The sequence below is a fragment of the Bradyrhizobium sp. CCGUVB1N3 genome, assembly GCF_024199925.1.
Taxonomy (GTDB): domain Bacteria; phylum Pseudomonadota; class Alphaproteobacteria; order Rhizobiales; family Xanthobacteraceae; genus Bradyrhizobium.
In genome coordinates this window covers 9025658-9040412 of record NZ_JANADR010000001.1, presented here as the reverse complement: position 1 = coordinate 9040412, position 14755 = coordinate 9025658, and the positions used below count along the sequence as shown (strand labels likewise).

Sequence of the window (14755 nt, the reverse complement as noted above, 5' to 3'; positions counted from 1 at the left end):
TCAACCGGGAGGTATCGCGCACATTCCAGACATCGCCCGTCGTCATTCCCTCCGTCCCGGGAGTTGCCTGGGCTTGCGGAAACAGGGGATGCGGGCGCCGGCCACAGCAATCAATCACGCCCATCGGATCATTGGCTTAAGAAGAGCGAGAAACGATCATGATCAAGACAAAAATCAACGGCCAGGAACAAAGCTGGGATGGCGACCCGGATCTTCCGCTGCTCTGGTTTCTCCGCGACGAGGTCGGGCTGACCGGCACCAAATTCGGCTGCGGCCAGGCGCTGTGCGGCGCCTGCACCGTCATCGTCGACAAGGAAGCCGTGCGCGCCTGCATCACTTCGGTCAATGACGTTGCGGGCCGCGAGGTCACGACCATCGAAGGCCTGCATCCGAACGGCGATCATCCCGTGCAGAAGGCGTGGCGCCAGGTCAACGTTCCCCAATGCGGCTTCTGCCAGGCCGGCCAGATCATGCAGGCGGCGGCGCTGCTGATGGACAATCCAAAACCGTCACATGACCAGATCCGCGAGGCGATGGCGGGCAACATCTGCCGCTGCGGCTGCTACCAGCGCATCGAGAACGCCGTCCATCTCGCATCGACGGGGGTGTGATCATGAATTTCATCGACAACCCAAGGAAGCTTCGTGGCTTCGAGAAGCATGTCAGGATCGCGAAAGTTTCCCGCCGCAGCATCCTGAAGGGACTGGGCGTCACCGGCGGCTTCGTGCTCGCCGCGCCCGTGATGTCGCGCCAGGCATTCGCCTACGAGACCGGCGCCGGGAAGATGCCACACGGTGTCGTGGTCGACCCGCGCGTGTTCGTCGCGGTCGCATCCGACGGCATCGTCACCATCGTCGCGCACCGCTCCGAGATGGGCACCGGCGTGCGCACCAGCCTGCCGCTGATCGTGGCCGAGGAGATGGAGGCCGACTGGTCGAGGGTCAAGGTCCAGCAGGCCCACGGCGACGAGGTCAAGTTCGGCAACCAGGACACCGACGGCTCCCGCAGCACGCGGCACTATCTGATCCCGATGCGCCAGATCGGCGCCTCGGCGCGCATCATGCTGGAGCAGGCCGCCGCCAAGCGTTGGGGCGTGCCGGCGACCGAAGTGAAGGCGGTCAATCACGAGGTCGTTCACAGCGCGAGCGGACGCAAGCTCGGCTTTGGCGAGCTCGCAGCCGACGCAGGCAAGGAATCCGTGCCGAGCGTTGGCAGCCTCAAGCTGAAGGACCCCAAGGATTTCCGTTATCTCACCAAGGGCCAGATCAGCATCGTCGACCTGCACGACATCACCACGGGGAAGGCTGGCTACGGCGCCGACGTGCGGCTGCCCGGCATGAAATACGCCGTCATCGCGCGCCCGCCGGTGACCGGCGGCAAGCTGGTCTCGTTCGACCCAGCCGATGCGATGAAGGTCTCGGGCGTCGAGAAGGTGATGCAGGTGCGCGGCTGGCCGTGGCCCTCGAAATTCCAGCCGCTCGGCGGCGTGGCCGTGATCGCCCGCAATACGGGTGCGGCGATCAAGGGCCGCGATGCGCTGAAGATCGTCTGGGACGACGGTCCGAACGGCAAGTACGAGTCGGTTGCCTACCGCAAGGAGCTCGAGGAGGCCGCGCGCAAGCCGGGGCTCGTCGTGCGCAAGGAGGGCGATGCGGATGCCGCGCTCAAAAGCGCCGACAAGGTGATCGTCGGCGAGTACTACATCCCTCACCTCGCCCATGTCAGCATGGAGCCGCCGGTGGCGGTTGCCGACGTCAAGGGCGACAAGGCGGAGATCTGGGCGCCGGTGCAAAGCCCGGGCGGCACCCGCGAAGACGTCGCCAAGACGCTCGGCATCCCCGAGCAGAACGTCACCGTGAACGTCACGCTGCTCGGCGGCGGTTTTGGCCGCAAGTCGAAATGCGACTACGCGCTCGAGGCCGCCCTGCTCTCCAAGGAGCTCGGCGCGCCCGTGAAGGTGCAGTGGACGCGCGAGGACGACATCCACAACGGCTTCCTGCACACCGTCTCGGTCGAGCGCATCGAAGCGGGTCTCGACAAGAGCGGCAAGGTGATCGCCTGGCGCCACCGCAGCGTCGCCCCCAGCATCGTCTCGACCTTTGCGGCGGGAACCGTGCATCAGGCCTCGTTCGAGCTCGGCATGGGCCTCGTCGACATGCCCTTCGAGATCGCCAACATCTCCTGCGAGAATCCGGAAGCGGCCGCCCATACCCGGATCGGCTGGTTCCGCTCGGTCTCCAACATCCCGCGCGCCTTCGCCGTGCAGTCGATGGTCGGCGAGATCGCGCAAGCCACCGGCCGCGACCAGAAGGACATGCTGCTCGAGCTGATCGGCTCGCCCCGCATCGTCAAGCTCGCTTCGGTGAAGGACCTCTGGAACTATGGCGAGCCCTATGACAGCTACCCGATCGACACTGCGCGCCTGCGCAAGGTGGTCGAGCTTGTGGCCGAGAAGGGCGAATGGGGCCGCCAGGTGCCGAAGGGCCACGGTCTCGGCATCGCCGCGCACCGCAGCTTCGTCAGCTACATCGCGACGATCGTGGAAGTGGCCGTCGACGACAAGGGGAAACTCACGATCCCGCGGGTCGATACCGCCATCGACTGCGGAACCTTCGTCAATCCCGAGCGCATCCAGTCGCAGATCGAGGGCGCTGCAATCATGGGCCTGAGCCTCGCCAAATATGGCGAGATCACCTTCAGGGACGGCAAGGTCCAGCAGAGGAACTATGACGACTTCCCGGTGATCCGGATGGACGAATCTCCGCTGCTGACCAACGTCCATATCGTGCCGCCCGGGCCTGACACGCCGCCGAGCGGCGTCGGCGAGCCTGGCGTGCCGCCATTCGCGCCGGCGCTGATCAACGCGATCTTCGCCGCGACCGGCAAGCGCATCCGCTCACTTCCGATCGGCAAGCAGTTGGAATCGTGAAGCGCAAAGCAGAATGCGGCGGACGTTTCCGTCCGCCGCATTTGCTGTTCCCCCCTGGCCGCGCCGCTTCCTTCGACCCGCCTTCAGGAATTTCTTCAGCGAGCTACTTCTTCAGCGCGAAGACCCAGACCACGCCGCCTTGCGGCACATTGGCCTCGATGCCGATGTTATTGGTCGCAAGCGCATCCTGGATGCGTTGCGCGTCGACGCCCCAGCCCGACTGGATCGCGACATATTGCGTGCCGTCGATCTCGTAGGAGATCGGCATGCCCATGATGCCGGAGTTGGTCTTCTGCTGCCACAGCAGCTCGCCGGTCTTGGCATTGAAGGCGCGGAAGTTGCGGTCGTTGGTGCCGCCGGCGAAGACGAGATCGCCTGCGGTCACCGTCACCGAGCCGAACAGCTGCGACTTCGGGAAGTCGTGCTGCCACACCTTCTTGCCGGTCGCGGGATCCCAGGCCTGGAGCTCGCCGAAATGATCCGCACCGGGCTTCGCCTTCAGGCCGATATCTTCCGGCTTGGTGCCGAGCCAGAGCTCGCCAGGCTTGAGCGCCACCTTCTCGCCGGTGAAGCCGCCGCAGAAGTTCTCGTTGGCGGGAACATAGACGAGGCCGGTCTTCTGGCTGTAGGCCGCCGAGGGCCAGTCCTTGCCGCCCCACAGCGACGGGCAGAACTCGACGCGCTTGCCGATCACAGGCTTATGCGCGGGATCGACGATCGGCCGGCCGCTCTCGGCATCGATGCCCTTCCAGACGTCGGTGGAGACGAACGGCCAGCCGGCGACGTAGTTGATCTTGGTGGGGGTGCGCTCGAGCACCCAGAAGATCGCATCGCGCCCCGGATGAATCAGGCTCTTGATGCTGCGGCCGCCGCGTTGCAGATCGACCAGCATCGGCGCGTCGACCTCGTCCCAATCCCAGGAATCGTTCTGGTGGTACTGGTGATAGGTCTTGATCTTGCCGTTGGCGGGATCGAGCGCGATCACTGACGAGGTGTAGAGATTGTCGCCGGGATGGCTGTCTCCGGGCCACGGCGCAGCGTTGCCGACGCCCCAGTAGATCGTCTTCAAGTCCTTGTCGTAGGTGCCGGTCATCCAGGCCGAGCCACCGCCGGTCTTCCAGTCATCGCCCTGCCAGGTGTCGTGACCGGGCTCACCCTCGCCTGGAATGGTGAAGGTGCGCCATAATTCCTTGCCATCCTTGGCATCGAAGGCGGCGACGTAACCGCGCACGCCGAGTTCGCCGCCGGAGCCGCCGACGATGACCTTGCCGTCGACGACGAGCGGCATCAGGGTCATGTACTGACCCTTTTTGTAGTCCTGCACCTTCGTATCCCAGACCACCTTGCCGGTCTTGGCGTCGAGCGCGACGACGTGGTCGTCGGTGGTGGCAAGATAAAGCTTGTCGTCCCAAAGGCCGACACCGCGGCTGGTCGGATGGAGCTGGAACAGATCATCAGGGAGCTGCCGCTTGTAGCGCCAATATTCGTCGCCGGTCTTGGCGTTCAGCGCGATCACCTGCCCCATCGGCGTTGCCACGAACATCACGCCGTTGTTGACGATCGGCGGCGCCTCATGGCCTTCGATCACGCCGGTGGCGAAGGACCAGACCGGTGTGAGATCCTTGACGTTGGTGGTGTTGATCTGGTCGAGCGGGCTGAAGCCCTGCCCGTCATAAGTGCGGCGATACAGCATCCAATTGCCGGGTTCCGGATCTTCAAGACGCTGCGATGTGACTGGCGTGTAACTCTCGATCGGACCGGCGCCCGCGGAGGTCGAGGCGATGCAGGTGAAGGCGACGAAGCCGGACAACAACCATTGCTTCCTGGTCATGGACGTTTCCCCTTTTGAATTCTTGCTGCCTGAATTCTTGAAGTTTGTTGGTCTCCTCGCCCGCACGCCTGCGAGCGCGACCTCTTCTGGGCGCGCGGGTGCGACCCGCGGCTGATCACCCTGGCTGCTGGCCACCTACCTTTCCGATGAAATTGCCGGCCACCGTGAGCGAGCCGTCGGTGAGTGCCAGCGGCAACGCTGCAAGCCGTCGCGGCGCCGGCCCGAACACGACCTGCGCGCCCTGTCGCGGGTCGTATTCGGAGTTGTGGCACATGCACTTGAACACCTCCTTGTCGCCGACATCGCTCTTGACCCAGGCGGTGACGGGACAGCCCGCATGGGCGCAGATCGCCGAATAGGCGACGATGCCGTCCTGCGCACGCGCGCGCGTCTGATCGTCGAGTTCGGCGGGATCGAGCCGGATGATCAGGATCTCGTTGAGGCGCGAAGCGCTGCGCACCACCGATGTCTTGGGATCTTTCGGCCAGGCGTGGACCGGCGGGCCGCCAAGCGGCAGGTCGGCGAGCGTGACGAGCTTGCCTTCCTGATCGCCCTCGGAGAACACCAGCACATCGCCCTTCTGCGGCCGCTCGTCGGCGCCCGGCGGATCTTCGCCAGCGGCCGCGCGTCCTGAACCTGCAAGGCAAGCCGTGGTGGCGAGTGCACCGATCAAAAGCGTTCGTCGCGTGTGCGCCGCGCAGACTTCAGGTTGCGCAGTGTTGTCGGAGGATGGAGATGACGTGCTGTGCGTTGAATGCGTCATGCACGCCAGCAGGCACTGGGACTCTGCCAAAAAGAAGGCGAACAATTTGCGCCGCAGTGCATCATTCTCATGATACTCGCTTTGATTGAATACGAAAATACGCATTCACAAGCGTTTTTTGCAATTGCAACGTCAAGATGCACGATCGGTCATGATCATTTTGCAGATCAGACTGAACATGTCGGAATTGGTGCAACGCGCCATCGCGTGACGCGTTGCAGATTCAATTCAAGATGTCTGCACGTTTGTCAGGCAGGCATATCGTATTCAAGAGCGCAGCATGTGACGCGGTGTGAACATGCGTCCGGTTTGCGTCGCTGCCGCCATTTCAAAGCTGTCGGCAATGCGCCGCGCCCTGTCGATGAACAGGGCCGCTGCGGCGGGCGGGCAGACCTCGCGCGCGGTCTGCTCGAACAGATCGAGCCAGCGATCGAAATGATCGCCGATCAGGCTGAGCGGCAGATGCGCCCGCATCGGCTGGCCGTGATAGCGCCCGGTCGTCAGCACCACCGACGACCAGAAATCGCGCAGCTTGGATAGATGCTCGTCCCAGTTCTTCACGACCGCGAACAACGGGCCGAGCAACGCGTCCTCGCGCACACGGCCATAGAACCTCGTGACGAGTTCCTCGATCATCGCCTCGTTGATCCCGGTTCGCTCCATGACGTCCTGGGCCAGCAGGCTGCGCCGCTCCGCCGCGGCTTTGCGATCGATCGTCATCCGGTCAGGCATCTCGTTCTCGGTATCCATTTCGCGTTGTTCCAGGTCCTCTTATCCCAAGCTCTCAGCGGGCCACGAACTTGTCGGCGGTCGACAGCACCGACCCTCCGGTCTCGTCGCTCGCGGTGAAAACCACATCGGCATCTTTCGGATTCGCCGTGGTCAGGGTGACCCGCAGCGATTCCGAACCGTCCGGCTCGACGGTGATGGGAGTTCCATCGTCGTGACCGACGATGCTCAGGCTGGCATCTATGCCTTTTATCGCCAAAGTGTAGTGGTGGGCGACGTTTGCCTTGTTGAGAAGCTTGACGGTGTAGGCATTTCTGACCGAGCCGTCGGACAGGGTCACAGCCAGGGGATCGCGATCGTGCAACACCGCTATGGCGCCCGTGGCCTTGGTTGCCAACAATCCGACCAGGCCGGCTGCCAATCCGACGCTAACGACCGCGAGCGCTATGGTTTTCGGGCGCACCAGCCGTGAGACGCGTGCCTCGCCGCGATGGCCGCGCTCGATATTGCGCCAGCTTTCATAATCGATCAGGCCGCGGGGGCGATCGAGCCTGGTCATCACGCTGTCGCAGGCGTCGACGCAGAGCCCGCAATTGATGCAGGCGAAATTCGGTCCCTCGCGGATGTCGATCCCGATCGGACAGACGTTGACGCACAGGCCGCAATCGACGCAATCGCCGGCAGCCCCGCCGCGCGCGCGAAGTTCCGTGGCCTTCTTGGCCGACATGCGCTGCTCGCCCCGATAGTCGCGATAGTTGACCGTGAAGGCTTCCGGATCCCAGATCGCGCCCTGGAGCCGCGGCCAGGGACACATGAAGGTGCAGACCTGCTCGCGCGCGAATCCCGCAAGGCCATAGGTCGTCCCGGTGAAGACGGCGATCCAGGTCAAAGCCGTCGCGGAGACGTCGCCGCCTGCAAACGCGCGAACGAGGCCGGGTGCATCCGTGAAATAGAAGATCAGCGTGCCGCCCGTCATCAGCGAGATCAGCAGCCAGGCGCTGTGCTTGACGCCGATCCGGAGCGCCCGTGCGGCGGTCAGCGGAGCATTCATATTCTTCAGCCGCTCCCGCCGGTCGCCTTCAATGAGGCGTTCGACCAGAAGGAACAGGTCGGTCCAAACCGTTTGCGGGCATGCAAAGCCGCACCACACCCGCCCTGCGAGCGCGTTCGCCAGGATCAGGATGACCGAGGCGAGGATGAGCAGCCCGGTGACGAGATAAAGATCCTGGGGCCAGATCTCGATGAAGAATGCGTAGAGCCGGCCGTGCTCGAAATCGAGTAGAACCGCCTGATCAGGCGCATTCGGCCCGCGGTCCCAGCGCAGGAATGGCGTGACGTAATAGATCGACAGCGTCAGGACGAGAATGGCCCACTTGATCCGCCGCATGCGCCCTGAGACGGCTTGCGGCACGATCGGCCCGGCCCGCCTGAGGCGGGCCTTGGCCGGCTTGTTTGCACCAGTCACGGCCCCCTTGGCGCGGGTGCGGGAATGGTCGATTTCGATGACGGTCATCGCGCGGATTCTCGGACTACCGGTTTCACCTACCTCGGCAGCGCCGAGCGCGTTGTTCACCTCCAGCGCGATGATCGACGGATTCAAAAAGCGTCTGCCCCGGCGCGAGCCGTTCTCGGTCCGAGTGACCTGCTTTTGCGAAGGCTTCGCATGACCACTACAGGCAGGCGACGTCGTCCTATTTGACGCGGCGCAAACTCGCGGATGAATTAAATGTTCGTAACCGGCGGGAACCGATGCTCGACCGCAAAACAACGGGGGCGACACCCGTCAGGCGCCGCCCCCGATATGACCTCGGACTGTCAGAGCCGTCAGGCGCCGTAGGTGTAAAAGCCCTGGCCGGTCTTGCGGCCGAGATGGCCGGCATCGACCATTTCCTTGAGCAGGGGCGCCGGACGGTATTTCGGGTCGTTGAAACCTTTGTAGAAGACCTCCATCACCGACAGCATGGTGTCGAGCCCGACGAGATCGGCGAGCGCCAGCGGCCCGATCGGATGGTTGCAGCCGAGCTTCATGCCGGCGTCGATTTCCTCGGCCGTCGCGATCCCCTCCTGAAGCGCGAAGATCGCCTCGTTGATCATCGGGCACAGGATGCGGTTGACTGCGAAGCCCGGGCTGTTCTTGGCGGTGATCGCGACCTTGCCGACGCGCTGGGCAAAATCGAGCGCCTTGGCGTGGGTGTCGTCGGAGGTTTGCAAACCGCGGATCAACTCCAGCAGTTGCATCACCGGCACGGGGTTGAAGAAATGCATGCCGATGAAGCGATCGGGGCGATCGGTCGCGGCGGCGAGCTTGGTGATCGAGATCGACGAGGTGTTGGTGGCGATCAGCGTGCGCGGCGATAGCGTCGCGCAGAGGTCTTTGAGGATCTTGACCTTGAGCTCCTCGTTCTCGGTCGCGGCCTCGATGACGAGGTCGCAGTCGGCGAGCTTGGCGCGGTCGGTCGTACCGGTGATGCGCTTGAGCGTCGCCTCACGATCGGCCGCCGACATTTTCTCCTTCTTGACCAGGCGCTCCAGGCTGCCGCCGACGGTCGCAATCCCGCGACCCACCGCCGCGTCGGAGATATCGACCATCACGACCGAAAGTCCGGCCGCGGCACAAATCTGGGCGATGCCGTTCCCCATGGTGCCGGCCCCGATGATACCAACGATTTGGATCATTGCTAAAAATCCTTCTCATCTCTGCGGGCACGCCACGGGCCCGCCCCTATTGTCTCAACCAGGGTCTTGCACCGCCGGCCCCCGGGCGGCGACCTGATCCTGATAGGCCCTTCCTTAAAGCATCCATGGCGGGAATAAAGCCGCCTCTTGCGTTGCGTAAGGCGCAATTTGACGCTCTCGCGGCCTGTTTGGCCAAGCTATGCGCCTTGTCCCCCCGGAAGTGCGGGTGCGCAAAAGGCGACGTTTTCCCGCAACGAGACGTTGAGCCGCCAGCTCTGCGCTTAGTTCATTGGGACTAGCATGAAGTAGGGCCGAATACGTCGGCTCAATCGGGCACGCGATGATGCCTCGTGGACAATGCGGGCCCTTGAGCGAATTCCTGCTCTTGCCTAGTGGATGATCTGGTTGAGAAAACCCTTCGCACGTTCCGTGCGCGGCGAGCGGAAGAAACTCGCCGGCTCCCCCTCCTCGACGATGCTGCCCTGGTCCATGAACACGACGCGGTCGGCGACCTCGCGGGCAAAGCCCATTTCATGGGTCACGCACACCATGGTCATGCCTTCGCCTGCGAGCTGGACCATGGTGTCCAGCACCTCCTTGACCATCTCCGGATCGAGCGCGGAGGTCGGCTCGTCGAACAGCATGATCTTCGGCTGCATGCACAGCGCGCGCGCGATGGCAACGCGCTGCTGCTGGCCACCCGAGAGCTGCGCGGGATATTTGTCCGCCTGACCGTGAATGCGGACCTTCCTGAGCAGACCCATCGCACGCTCGTGCGCTTCAGGACGCGAGAGCCCTCGAACCTTCATCGGTGCCAACATGCAGTTCTCGACGACCGAGAGGTGTGGGAACAGGTTAAAACTCTGGAACACCATGCCGACCTCGCAGCGAACGCTGTTGATGTCGGCCATGCGGTCCATCAGCTCCACGCCGTCGACCACGATCCGGCCGCCGTCGTGCCTCTCGATGTGGTTGATACAGCGGATCAGGGTCGACTTGCCCGAACCGGACGGGCCGCACAGAACGATCTTCTCGCCCTTCGCGACGGTCAGGTTGACATCATTCAGGGCCGTAAAGCGCCCGAACCGCTACATCAGATTCTCCACGACGACGATCGCGGGAGAATGATCGCCCAGGCTCACTACGCCTTCCTGTCGCATTTTGGTCTCCCTCTCTGGTTTCCGAGCAGGTTTGCTAGCGGAGCGCCCCGCCGAGCGCATATCGCCGCCGGAGCGATGCGACACACTGCGACGCTGCCGAACTGATGGCGAGATAGACCACTGCCACCACGAGATACATCTCGACGAGCCGGCCGTTGAGCTGCGCGAGCTTCGACGCCGCGCCAAGGAGATCGGTCAGCGAGAGCACGTAAACGAGCGAAGTGTCCTGGAACAGGATGATGGTCTGGCTCAGGATGATCGGGCTCGCGACCCGGATCACCTGCGGCAGGATCACGCATCGATAGGTATCGAAGGTGGACAGCGCGAGCGCCTGGCAGGCTTCGAACTGCCCCCGGTTCACCGCGCGCAATCCGACGCGGATGATCTCGGAATAATAGGCCGCCTCGAACAGGCCGAAGGTGATGAAGGCAGTCCAGGTGGCGCCGATCGGGATCGGACGGCCGTTGCCTGAGAGGTGCCCAAGCACGATCGGCACCAGGAAGAAGAACCAGAACAGCACGAGGATCAACGGGATCGAGCGGACCAATGCGATATAGCTGCGCACGATCTGGCTGACGACGGGAACCTCGAAATGCTGCACGAGGGCGAAGCAGGTCCCCAGCATCATGCCGATGACGAAGGCAGCGGCGGTCAGCGCGAGGGAGAATAGCAGTCCCGACCAGAGATAAGGCCAGGCCTGAAGGAGGATCGAGAAATCGAGGCTGTTCATTTCACGACCTCCATTCCGTGGGGCAAGGCGGTGCCCGGCTGCACGTCGTCCGCCAGGGCCGGTTCGATCGCATCCTTCGCCGGCGTGGAGCCCGGGATGCGCACGGCCTTGTCGATGAGCATCATCGATTGATAGGCGATGAGCGCTAGCACGAGATAGATCAGCGTCGCCGCACCGAAGGCGGTGAAGGTCTGGAAGGTCGCTTCACTGATCTGCCGCGCCTGCGCAGTCAGCTCCATCAGGCCGATCGTGAGCGCCACCGAGGTGTTCTTGTAGATGCCCATGACCTCGCTGGTCAGGCTCGGCACGATCAGCCGCAGCGCCTGCGGGACGATGACGTGGCGATAGGTCAGATAGGGAGTGAGGCCCAGCGCATTGGCTGCCTCGGCCTGGCCCTTCGGCAAGGCCTCGATGCCCGCGCGCACCTGCTCGGCAATGCGCGCCGCGGTGTAGAGACCGAGGCACACCAGCGCCGGGAAGAACGATCCCCAAGGTGGCGGGATCTGCTTGATGGCGTCACCGAGGCGGCTCGGGAGTATCTCCGGCAACACGAAGTACCAGAGAAACATCTGCACCAGCACCGGGATGTTCCGGAATATCTCGACATACAGCCGTGCGAGCCCCGCCACGAGCCGGTTCGGCACGGTACGGCCGATCCCGACGATGACGCCGACGGCGAAGGCGATCCACCAGCCACAGAAAGCCAGCGCGAGCGTCCAGCCGAGGCCCGCGAGAAGCCAGTCGATATAGCGCTGGCCGTCCGCCGCCTGTTCAAAAAGCACTCCGAACATCGCAAACCTCAGAGTTATCGGTGCGAGCGAAGGCGACCTTGATCGGGTCCCGCGGCGTTTCCGGTCAGTCGACCGCGTCGCTGGGCTGCGCGATCCGCTCCATCAGCGTATCGGTGAGCGGAAATGCGAGATTCTCACCCTTGGGCGGGATCGGCCTGGTGAACCATTTCGTGTAGGTCTTCTCGAACTGGCCCGAGGCCATCTGTTTGGACAGAACGTCATCGACGAGCGCCTTGAAGCCGGCATCGCCTTTCGTGAACATCAGCCCGTAATAGACCCTCGCATAACCTTCGGGAAGGAAGATCAGCGCGTCCGGCTTCGGTGCTGCAGCCTTGAGGCCTGCGAGAAGGATGTCGTCTTCCATGAAGGCCGCGGCGCGCCCCGTATTCAGCATCAGGAACGACTCGGCGTGATCCTTCGCCTGGACGATGTTGAGGCCGAGCTGCTCCTTGGCGTTCACGCCTTGCGCGAAGCCGATCGCGTTGGAGCCCTGCGTGACGACGATGGTCTTGCCCTTGAGATCGCCGGCGGTCTTCAGGCCGCTGTCGGCCTTGACCAGCCAGCGCGGCTGGCTGACGAAGGTCGTCACCGAAAACGACACCTGCTCCTGCCGCTTCTTGTCGTTGGCCGTTCCGCCGCATTCGATATCGACGGTGCCGCTCTGAATCAGCGGAATCCGGTTGGACGAGTTCACCGGCGTGTAGTTGACGGTGAGATTGGGCAGGTTGAGCTCCGTCTTGATGCGCTCGACGATGGCGGCGCAGAGATCGAGCGAGAAGCCGATCGGCTTTTGATCGGGGCCGAGGTAGGAGAACGGGATCGACGCCTCGCGGTAGCCGATCGTGATCGCGCCGCTGGACTTGATCTTGGTCAACGTCGGACTATCGGCGGCGGCCGACGGCTCGACCATCGCGGTGACAGCCACAAGGCCCGACAGGGCCCCCAGCATCCGTGCAAAATTCCTCATGTCCTGCACCCTCCTCTCATATCTCTGGCCTTGGCGGCCTTCTAGGCAGCCTTGGATGATGTCTTCACACCGCGCCGGCGGATGAGCTCGATCAGGCGATCGACATCCGCTGATTTGTTGAACATGCCGAACGACACGCGAATGCCGTCCCGTTCCGGCGACACGCGCACGCCATTTTCTTCGAAGTAGCCGAGCCATTCGGCCGCAGGCAGCGCGATGACGTAGATGTGCGGCGCACGGTGCTTCCGGTCGCGCGGACCGACGAGCCGGATATCGAGCGCATCGAGCTCGGCGATGAGATGATCGCCGAGATCGAAGCAGTGGCTCTGGATGTTCTCGACGCCGATCTGCGCGATCAGGTCGAGCGAGGCGCCAAGCGCATGGATCGCCGGAAGATTGAAATTGCCGAGCTCGAAGCGGCGGGCGCTCGGAGCCGGCGTGAGCTTGTCCGGGCGGGCAATGAGATCGGCCGGGATCTCCGCAAGGCTTGCGGCAGCGAGATAAGCGGGCTCGAGCTCCGCATTGGCGCTGTCCCAATAAAGAAGCCCGAGCCCCTGGGGAACGAGCAGGCCCTTGTGACTGCCCGACCCGATGAAGCTCGCGCGAATGGCTTTTGCATCGATCGGCACCACGCCAATCGCCTGCATCACGTCGACGATGAAATGGAGGCCCTTCTCCGCGCACAAGGCACCGACACTCTCGATATCGAAGCGGTGGCCGGCGTGAAAGGTCACATGCGACATCGAGATCGCGCGGGTGTTCGCATCGATATGGGGATGAAAGCTCGCGGCATCGACGACATCGGTCATCGGCACGAACCGCACTTCGACGCCCTTCCGTTGCAGGTTGAGAAAGGCGTATGCATTGTTCGGGTGATCACCGTGAACCATCAGGACATTGTCGCCCGCCCGCAGCTGCAGGGCGTTCGCGGCAATGTTCATGCTTTCCGACGTGTTCTTGGTGAAGGCGATCTCGTCGGCGGACACGCCGAGGAAGTGCGCGACCTTGGTCCGCGTCTGCTCGACGCGGTCGAGCCACACGCTCTTCGGGCCGGCCGTCTCGAGGCCTTCGCGGAGATAGAGGTCGATCGCCGCCTTCACGGGGCGCGCGAGCGGCGCCTGGAATCCAGAGTCGAGATAGGTCATCCGCTCGGCAGCCGGGAATTCCTTCCGCACGGCATCGACGTCGTAATGACCTGACATCTCACTCTCCTGTTCGGCGCGCCGCCACGGGGACCCAGTTCGCACTGCACAAATCCTGGTCACCGGCCGGCGAAGCCAACGATATGAGCAGCGAGGGGAAATCGTCTAATGTATTTTTCATATTTCAATAGTTTTTATTCCGAAAAATGATAATTTATTGCCTCGACTAAAGGAGGCGCCCATGGCGGAGCCAGCCAAGACCGACGGACCACTCGATCGCGCCTTTGCCATCGTCGGGCACGTCGCCGGTCAAACCAAAGCCGCGTCAGTCGCGGAGATCGCCCAGGCGCTCGCCCTACCGCTTCCGACCGCGCACCGGTTGATCGGAAACCTTGAGGAACGCGGCCTTCTCCAGAAGGCGCTCGGGACCAAGCGCTATGTGGTCGGCAATCAGCTCGTCACCCTGTCCGCGAAGGTCATCGGCGCTGCATTCCGCACCGCGCGCCGGCATGCCGTGCTGCGCGCGGTCGCCGGCGAAATCGGCGAGCAATGCGAGATCGGCGTCGTGCGCGACAACATGGTGGCCTATGTCGACAGCGTCCGCGTCTCGCAACCGCAGGGACTGCAATTCAATCCGGGCGAAGCGGCGCCGCTGCACTGTACGTCGACAGGCAAGATCTACATGAGCCGCTTGCCGGAGAAAGCGCGCGAGAAGCTGTGCCGCGCGCTCGCGCTGACGAAATTTACGGATACGACGATCGCAGACTACGACGCATTGATGAAGGTGCTCGAGGAGACGCGCGCTCGCGGCTGGGCCAAGACCAACGAGGAGTACGTCAAGGGCGTGGTTGGATGTGCCGTCCCCATCCTGTCGCCGGACCGTGAGCTGATCGCGTGCCTGGGCGTCTCGGTCCCGGCAGCGCGCGTGAGCTTCGCCGAACTCGACCGTTTCATCGGCCCGCTTCAGAAGGCCGCCGCGCTCCTGTCGGACACGATCCTGCAGGACGATGACGACGGTGGATGAGCGCGAGGGTCGG

12 protein-coding genes and 1 pseudogene are annotated in these 14755 nt (G+C 63.4%); 3 read left to right on the top strand and 10 right to left on the bottom strand.

What is annotated here, in order from left to right; translation table 11 throughout:
• Positions 1 to 158: 158 nt before the first annotated feature.
• Positions 159 to 611 carry a (2Fe-2S)-binding protein gene (locus tag NLM33_RS42670; RefSeq protein ID WP_254104387.1) on the top strand — a complete coding sequence of 151 codons (453 nt, stop codon included), beginning with the start codon at positions 159 to 161 and terminating at the stop codon, positions 609 to 611.
• A gap of 2 nt (positions 612 to 613) precedes the next feature.
• A complete protein-coding gene (locus NLM33_RS42665; RefSeq protein ID WP_254104386.1) occupies positions 614 to 2929 on the top strand; it encodes a molybdopterin cofactor-binding domain-containing protein in 2316 nt (771 codons plus the stop codon).
• 103 nt (positions 2930 to 3032) lie between these two features.
• Here the strand turns inward: NLM33_RS42665 and NLM33_RS42660 are convergent, their stop codons facing one another.
• The 10 genes and pseudogenes from NLM33_RS42660 to NLM33_RS42615 all read right to left on the bottom strand — a co-directional run bounded on the left by NLM33_RS42660 (position 3033) and on the right by NLM33_RS42615 (position 13778).
• The gene (locus NLM33_RS42660; RefSeq protein WP_254104385.1) at positions 3033 to 4760 is read right to left on the bottom strand and encodes a methanol/ethanol family PQQ-dependent dehydrogenase; all 1728 of its coding nucleotides are present in this window, start codon (positions 4758 to 4760) and stop codon (positions 3033 to 3035) included.
• 115 nt (positions 4761 to 4875) lie between these two features.
• On the bottom strand, positions 4876 to 5523 hold the full coding sequence (locus NLM33_RS42655; protein WP_254104384.1) for a ubiquinol-cytochrome c reductase iron-sulfur subunit: 648 nt from the start codon (positions 5521 to 5523) through the stop codon (positions 4876 to 4878).
• Positions 5524 to 5790: 267 nt separating this feature from the next.
• Positions 5791 to 6186, bottom strand: coding sequence for a group III truncated hemoglobin (locus NLM33_RS42650; RefSeq protein WP_371930178.1), 396 nt, complete (start codon positions 6184 to 6186; stop codon positions 5791 to 5793).
• A gap of 121 nt (positions 6187 to 6307) precedes the next feature.
• Positions 6308 to 7765, bottom strand: a complete 1458-nt coding sequence (ccoG, locus tag NLM33_RS42645; protein WP_371930177.1) for a cytochrome c oxidase accessory protein CcoG — start codon at positions 7763 to 7765, stop codon at positions 6308 to 6310.
• A 311-nt stretch (positions 7766 to 8076) separates the two neighbouring features.
• Positions 8077 to 8928, bottom strand: a complete 852-nt coding sequence (locus tag NLM33_RS42640; RefSeq protein WP_254104382.1) for a 3-hydroxybutyryl-CoA dehydrogenase — start codon at positions 8926 to 8928, stop codon at positions 8077 to 8079.
• A gap of 389 nt (positions 8929 to 9317) precedes the next feature.
• A pseudogene (locus NLM33_RS42635) lies at positions 9318 to 10088 on the bottom strand (amino acid ABC transporter ATP-binding protein).
• 34 nt (positions 10089 to 10122) lie between these two features.
• Positions 10123 to 10818, bottom strand: a complete 696-nt coding sequence (locus tag NLM33_RS42630) for an amino acid ABC transporter permease (RefSeq protein ID WP_254104381.1) — start codon at positions 10816 to 10818, stop codon at positions 10123 to 10125.
• Entirely contained in the window at positions 10815 to 11609 is a 795-nt protein-coding gene (locus NLM33_RS42625; protein WP_254104380.1) for an amino acid ABC transporter permease, read from the bottom strand. The genes NLM33_RS42630 and NLM33_RS42625 overlap by 4 nt, the downstream gene beginning before the upstream one ends.
• A gap of 64 nt (positions 11610 to 11673) precedes the next feature.
• The gene (locus tag NLM33_RS42620; RefSeq protein ID WP_254104379.1) at positions 11674 to 12576 is read right to left on the bottom strand and encodes an amino acid ABC transporter substrate-binding protein; all 903 of its coding nucleotides are present in this window, start codon (positions 12574 to 12576) and stop codon (positions 11674 to 11676) included.
• A gap of 41 nt (positions 12577 to 12617) precedes the next feature.
• Complete coding sequence (locus NLM33_RS42615) at positions 12618 to 13778, bottom strand: aminotransferase class V-fold PLP-dependent enzyme (RefSeq protein WP_254104378.1); 1161 nt, start codon at positions 13776 to 13778, stop codon at positions 12618 to 12620.
• A gap of 181 nt (positions 13779 to 13959) precedes the next feature.
• On the opposite strand from NLM33_RS42615, the gene NLM33_RS42610 reads away from it, so the two are divergent.
• A complete protein-coding gene (locus tag NLM33_RS42610; RefSeq protein WP_254104377.1) occupies positions 13960 to 14742 on the top strand; it encodes an IclR family transcriptional regulator in 783 nt (260 codons plus the stop codon).
• Positions 14743 to 14755 lie beyond the last annotated feature (13 nt).

Excerpts from the sequence above, each read along its gene's own strand:
- NLM33_RS42665 (WP_254104386.1), top strand. The coding sequence starts at position 614 with ATGAATTTCATCGACAACCCAAGGAAGCTTCGTGGCTTCGAGAAGCAT.
- NLM33_RS42620 (WP_254104379.1), bottom strand. The coding sequence starts at position 12,576 with ATGAGGAATTTTGCACGGATGCTGGGGGCCCTGTCGGGCCTTGTGGCT.
- NLM33_RS42610 (WP_254104377.1), top strand. The coding sequence starts at position 13,960 with ATGGCGGAGCCAGCCAAGACCGACGGACCACTCGATCGCGCCTTTGCC.
- NLM33_RS42640 (WP_254104382.1), bottom strand. The coding sequence starts at position 8,928 with ATGATCCAAATCGTTGGTATCATCGGGGCCGGCACCATGGGGAACGGC.
- NLM33_RS42650 (WP_371930178.1), bottom strand. The coding sequence starts at position 6,186 with ATGGAGCGAACCGGGATCAACGAGGCGATGATCGAGGAACTCGTCACG.
- NLM33_RS42660 (WP_254104385.1), bottom strand. The coding sequence starts at position 4,760 with ATGACCAGGAAGCAATGGTTGTTGTCCGGCTTCGTCGCCTTCACCTGC.
- NLM33_RS42655 (WP_254104384.1), bottom strand. The coding sequence starts at position 5,523 with ATGACGCATTCAACGCACAGCACGTCATCTCCATCCTCCGACAACACT.
- ccoG (WP_371930177.1), bottom strand. The coding sequence starts at position 7,765 with ATGACCGTCATCGAAATCGACCATTCCCGCACCCGCGCCAAGGGGGCC.
- NLM33_RS42670 (WP_254104387.1), top strand. The coding sequence starts at position 159 with ATGATCAAGACAAAAATCAACGGCCAGGAACAAAGCTGGGATGGCGAC.
- NLM33_RS42615 (WP_254104378.1), bottom strand. The coding sequence starts at position 13,778 with ATGTCAGGTCATTACGACGTCGATGCCGTGCGGAAGGAATTCCCGGCT.
- NLM33_RS42625 (WP_254104380.1), bottom strand. The coding sequence starts at position 11,609 with ATGTTCGGAGTGCTTTTTGAACAGGCGGCGGACGGCCAGCGCTATATC.
- NLM33_RS42630 (WP_254104381.1), bottom strand. The coding sequence starts at position 10,818 with ATGAACAGCCTCGATTTCTCGATCCTCCTTCAGGCCTGGCCTTATCTC.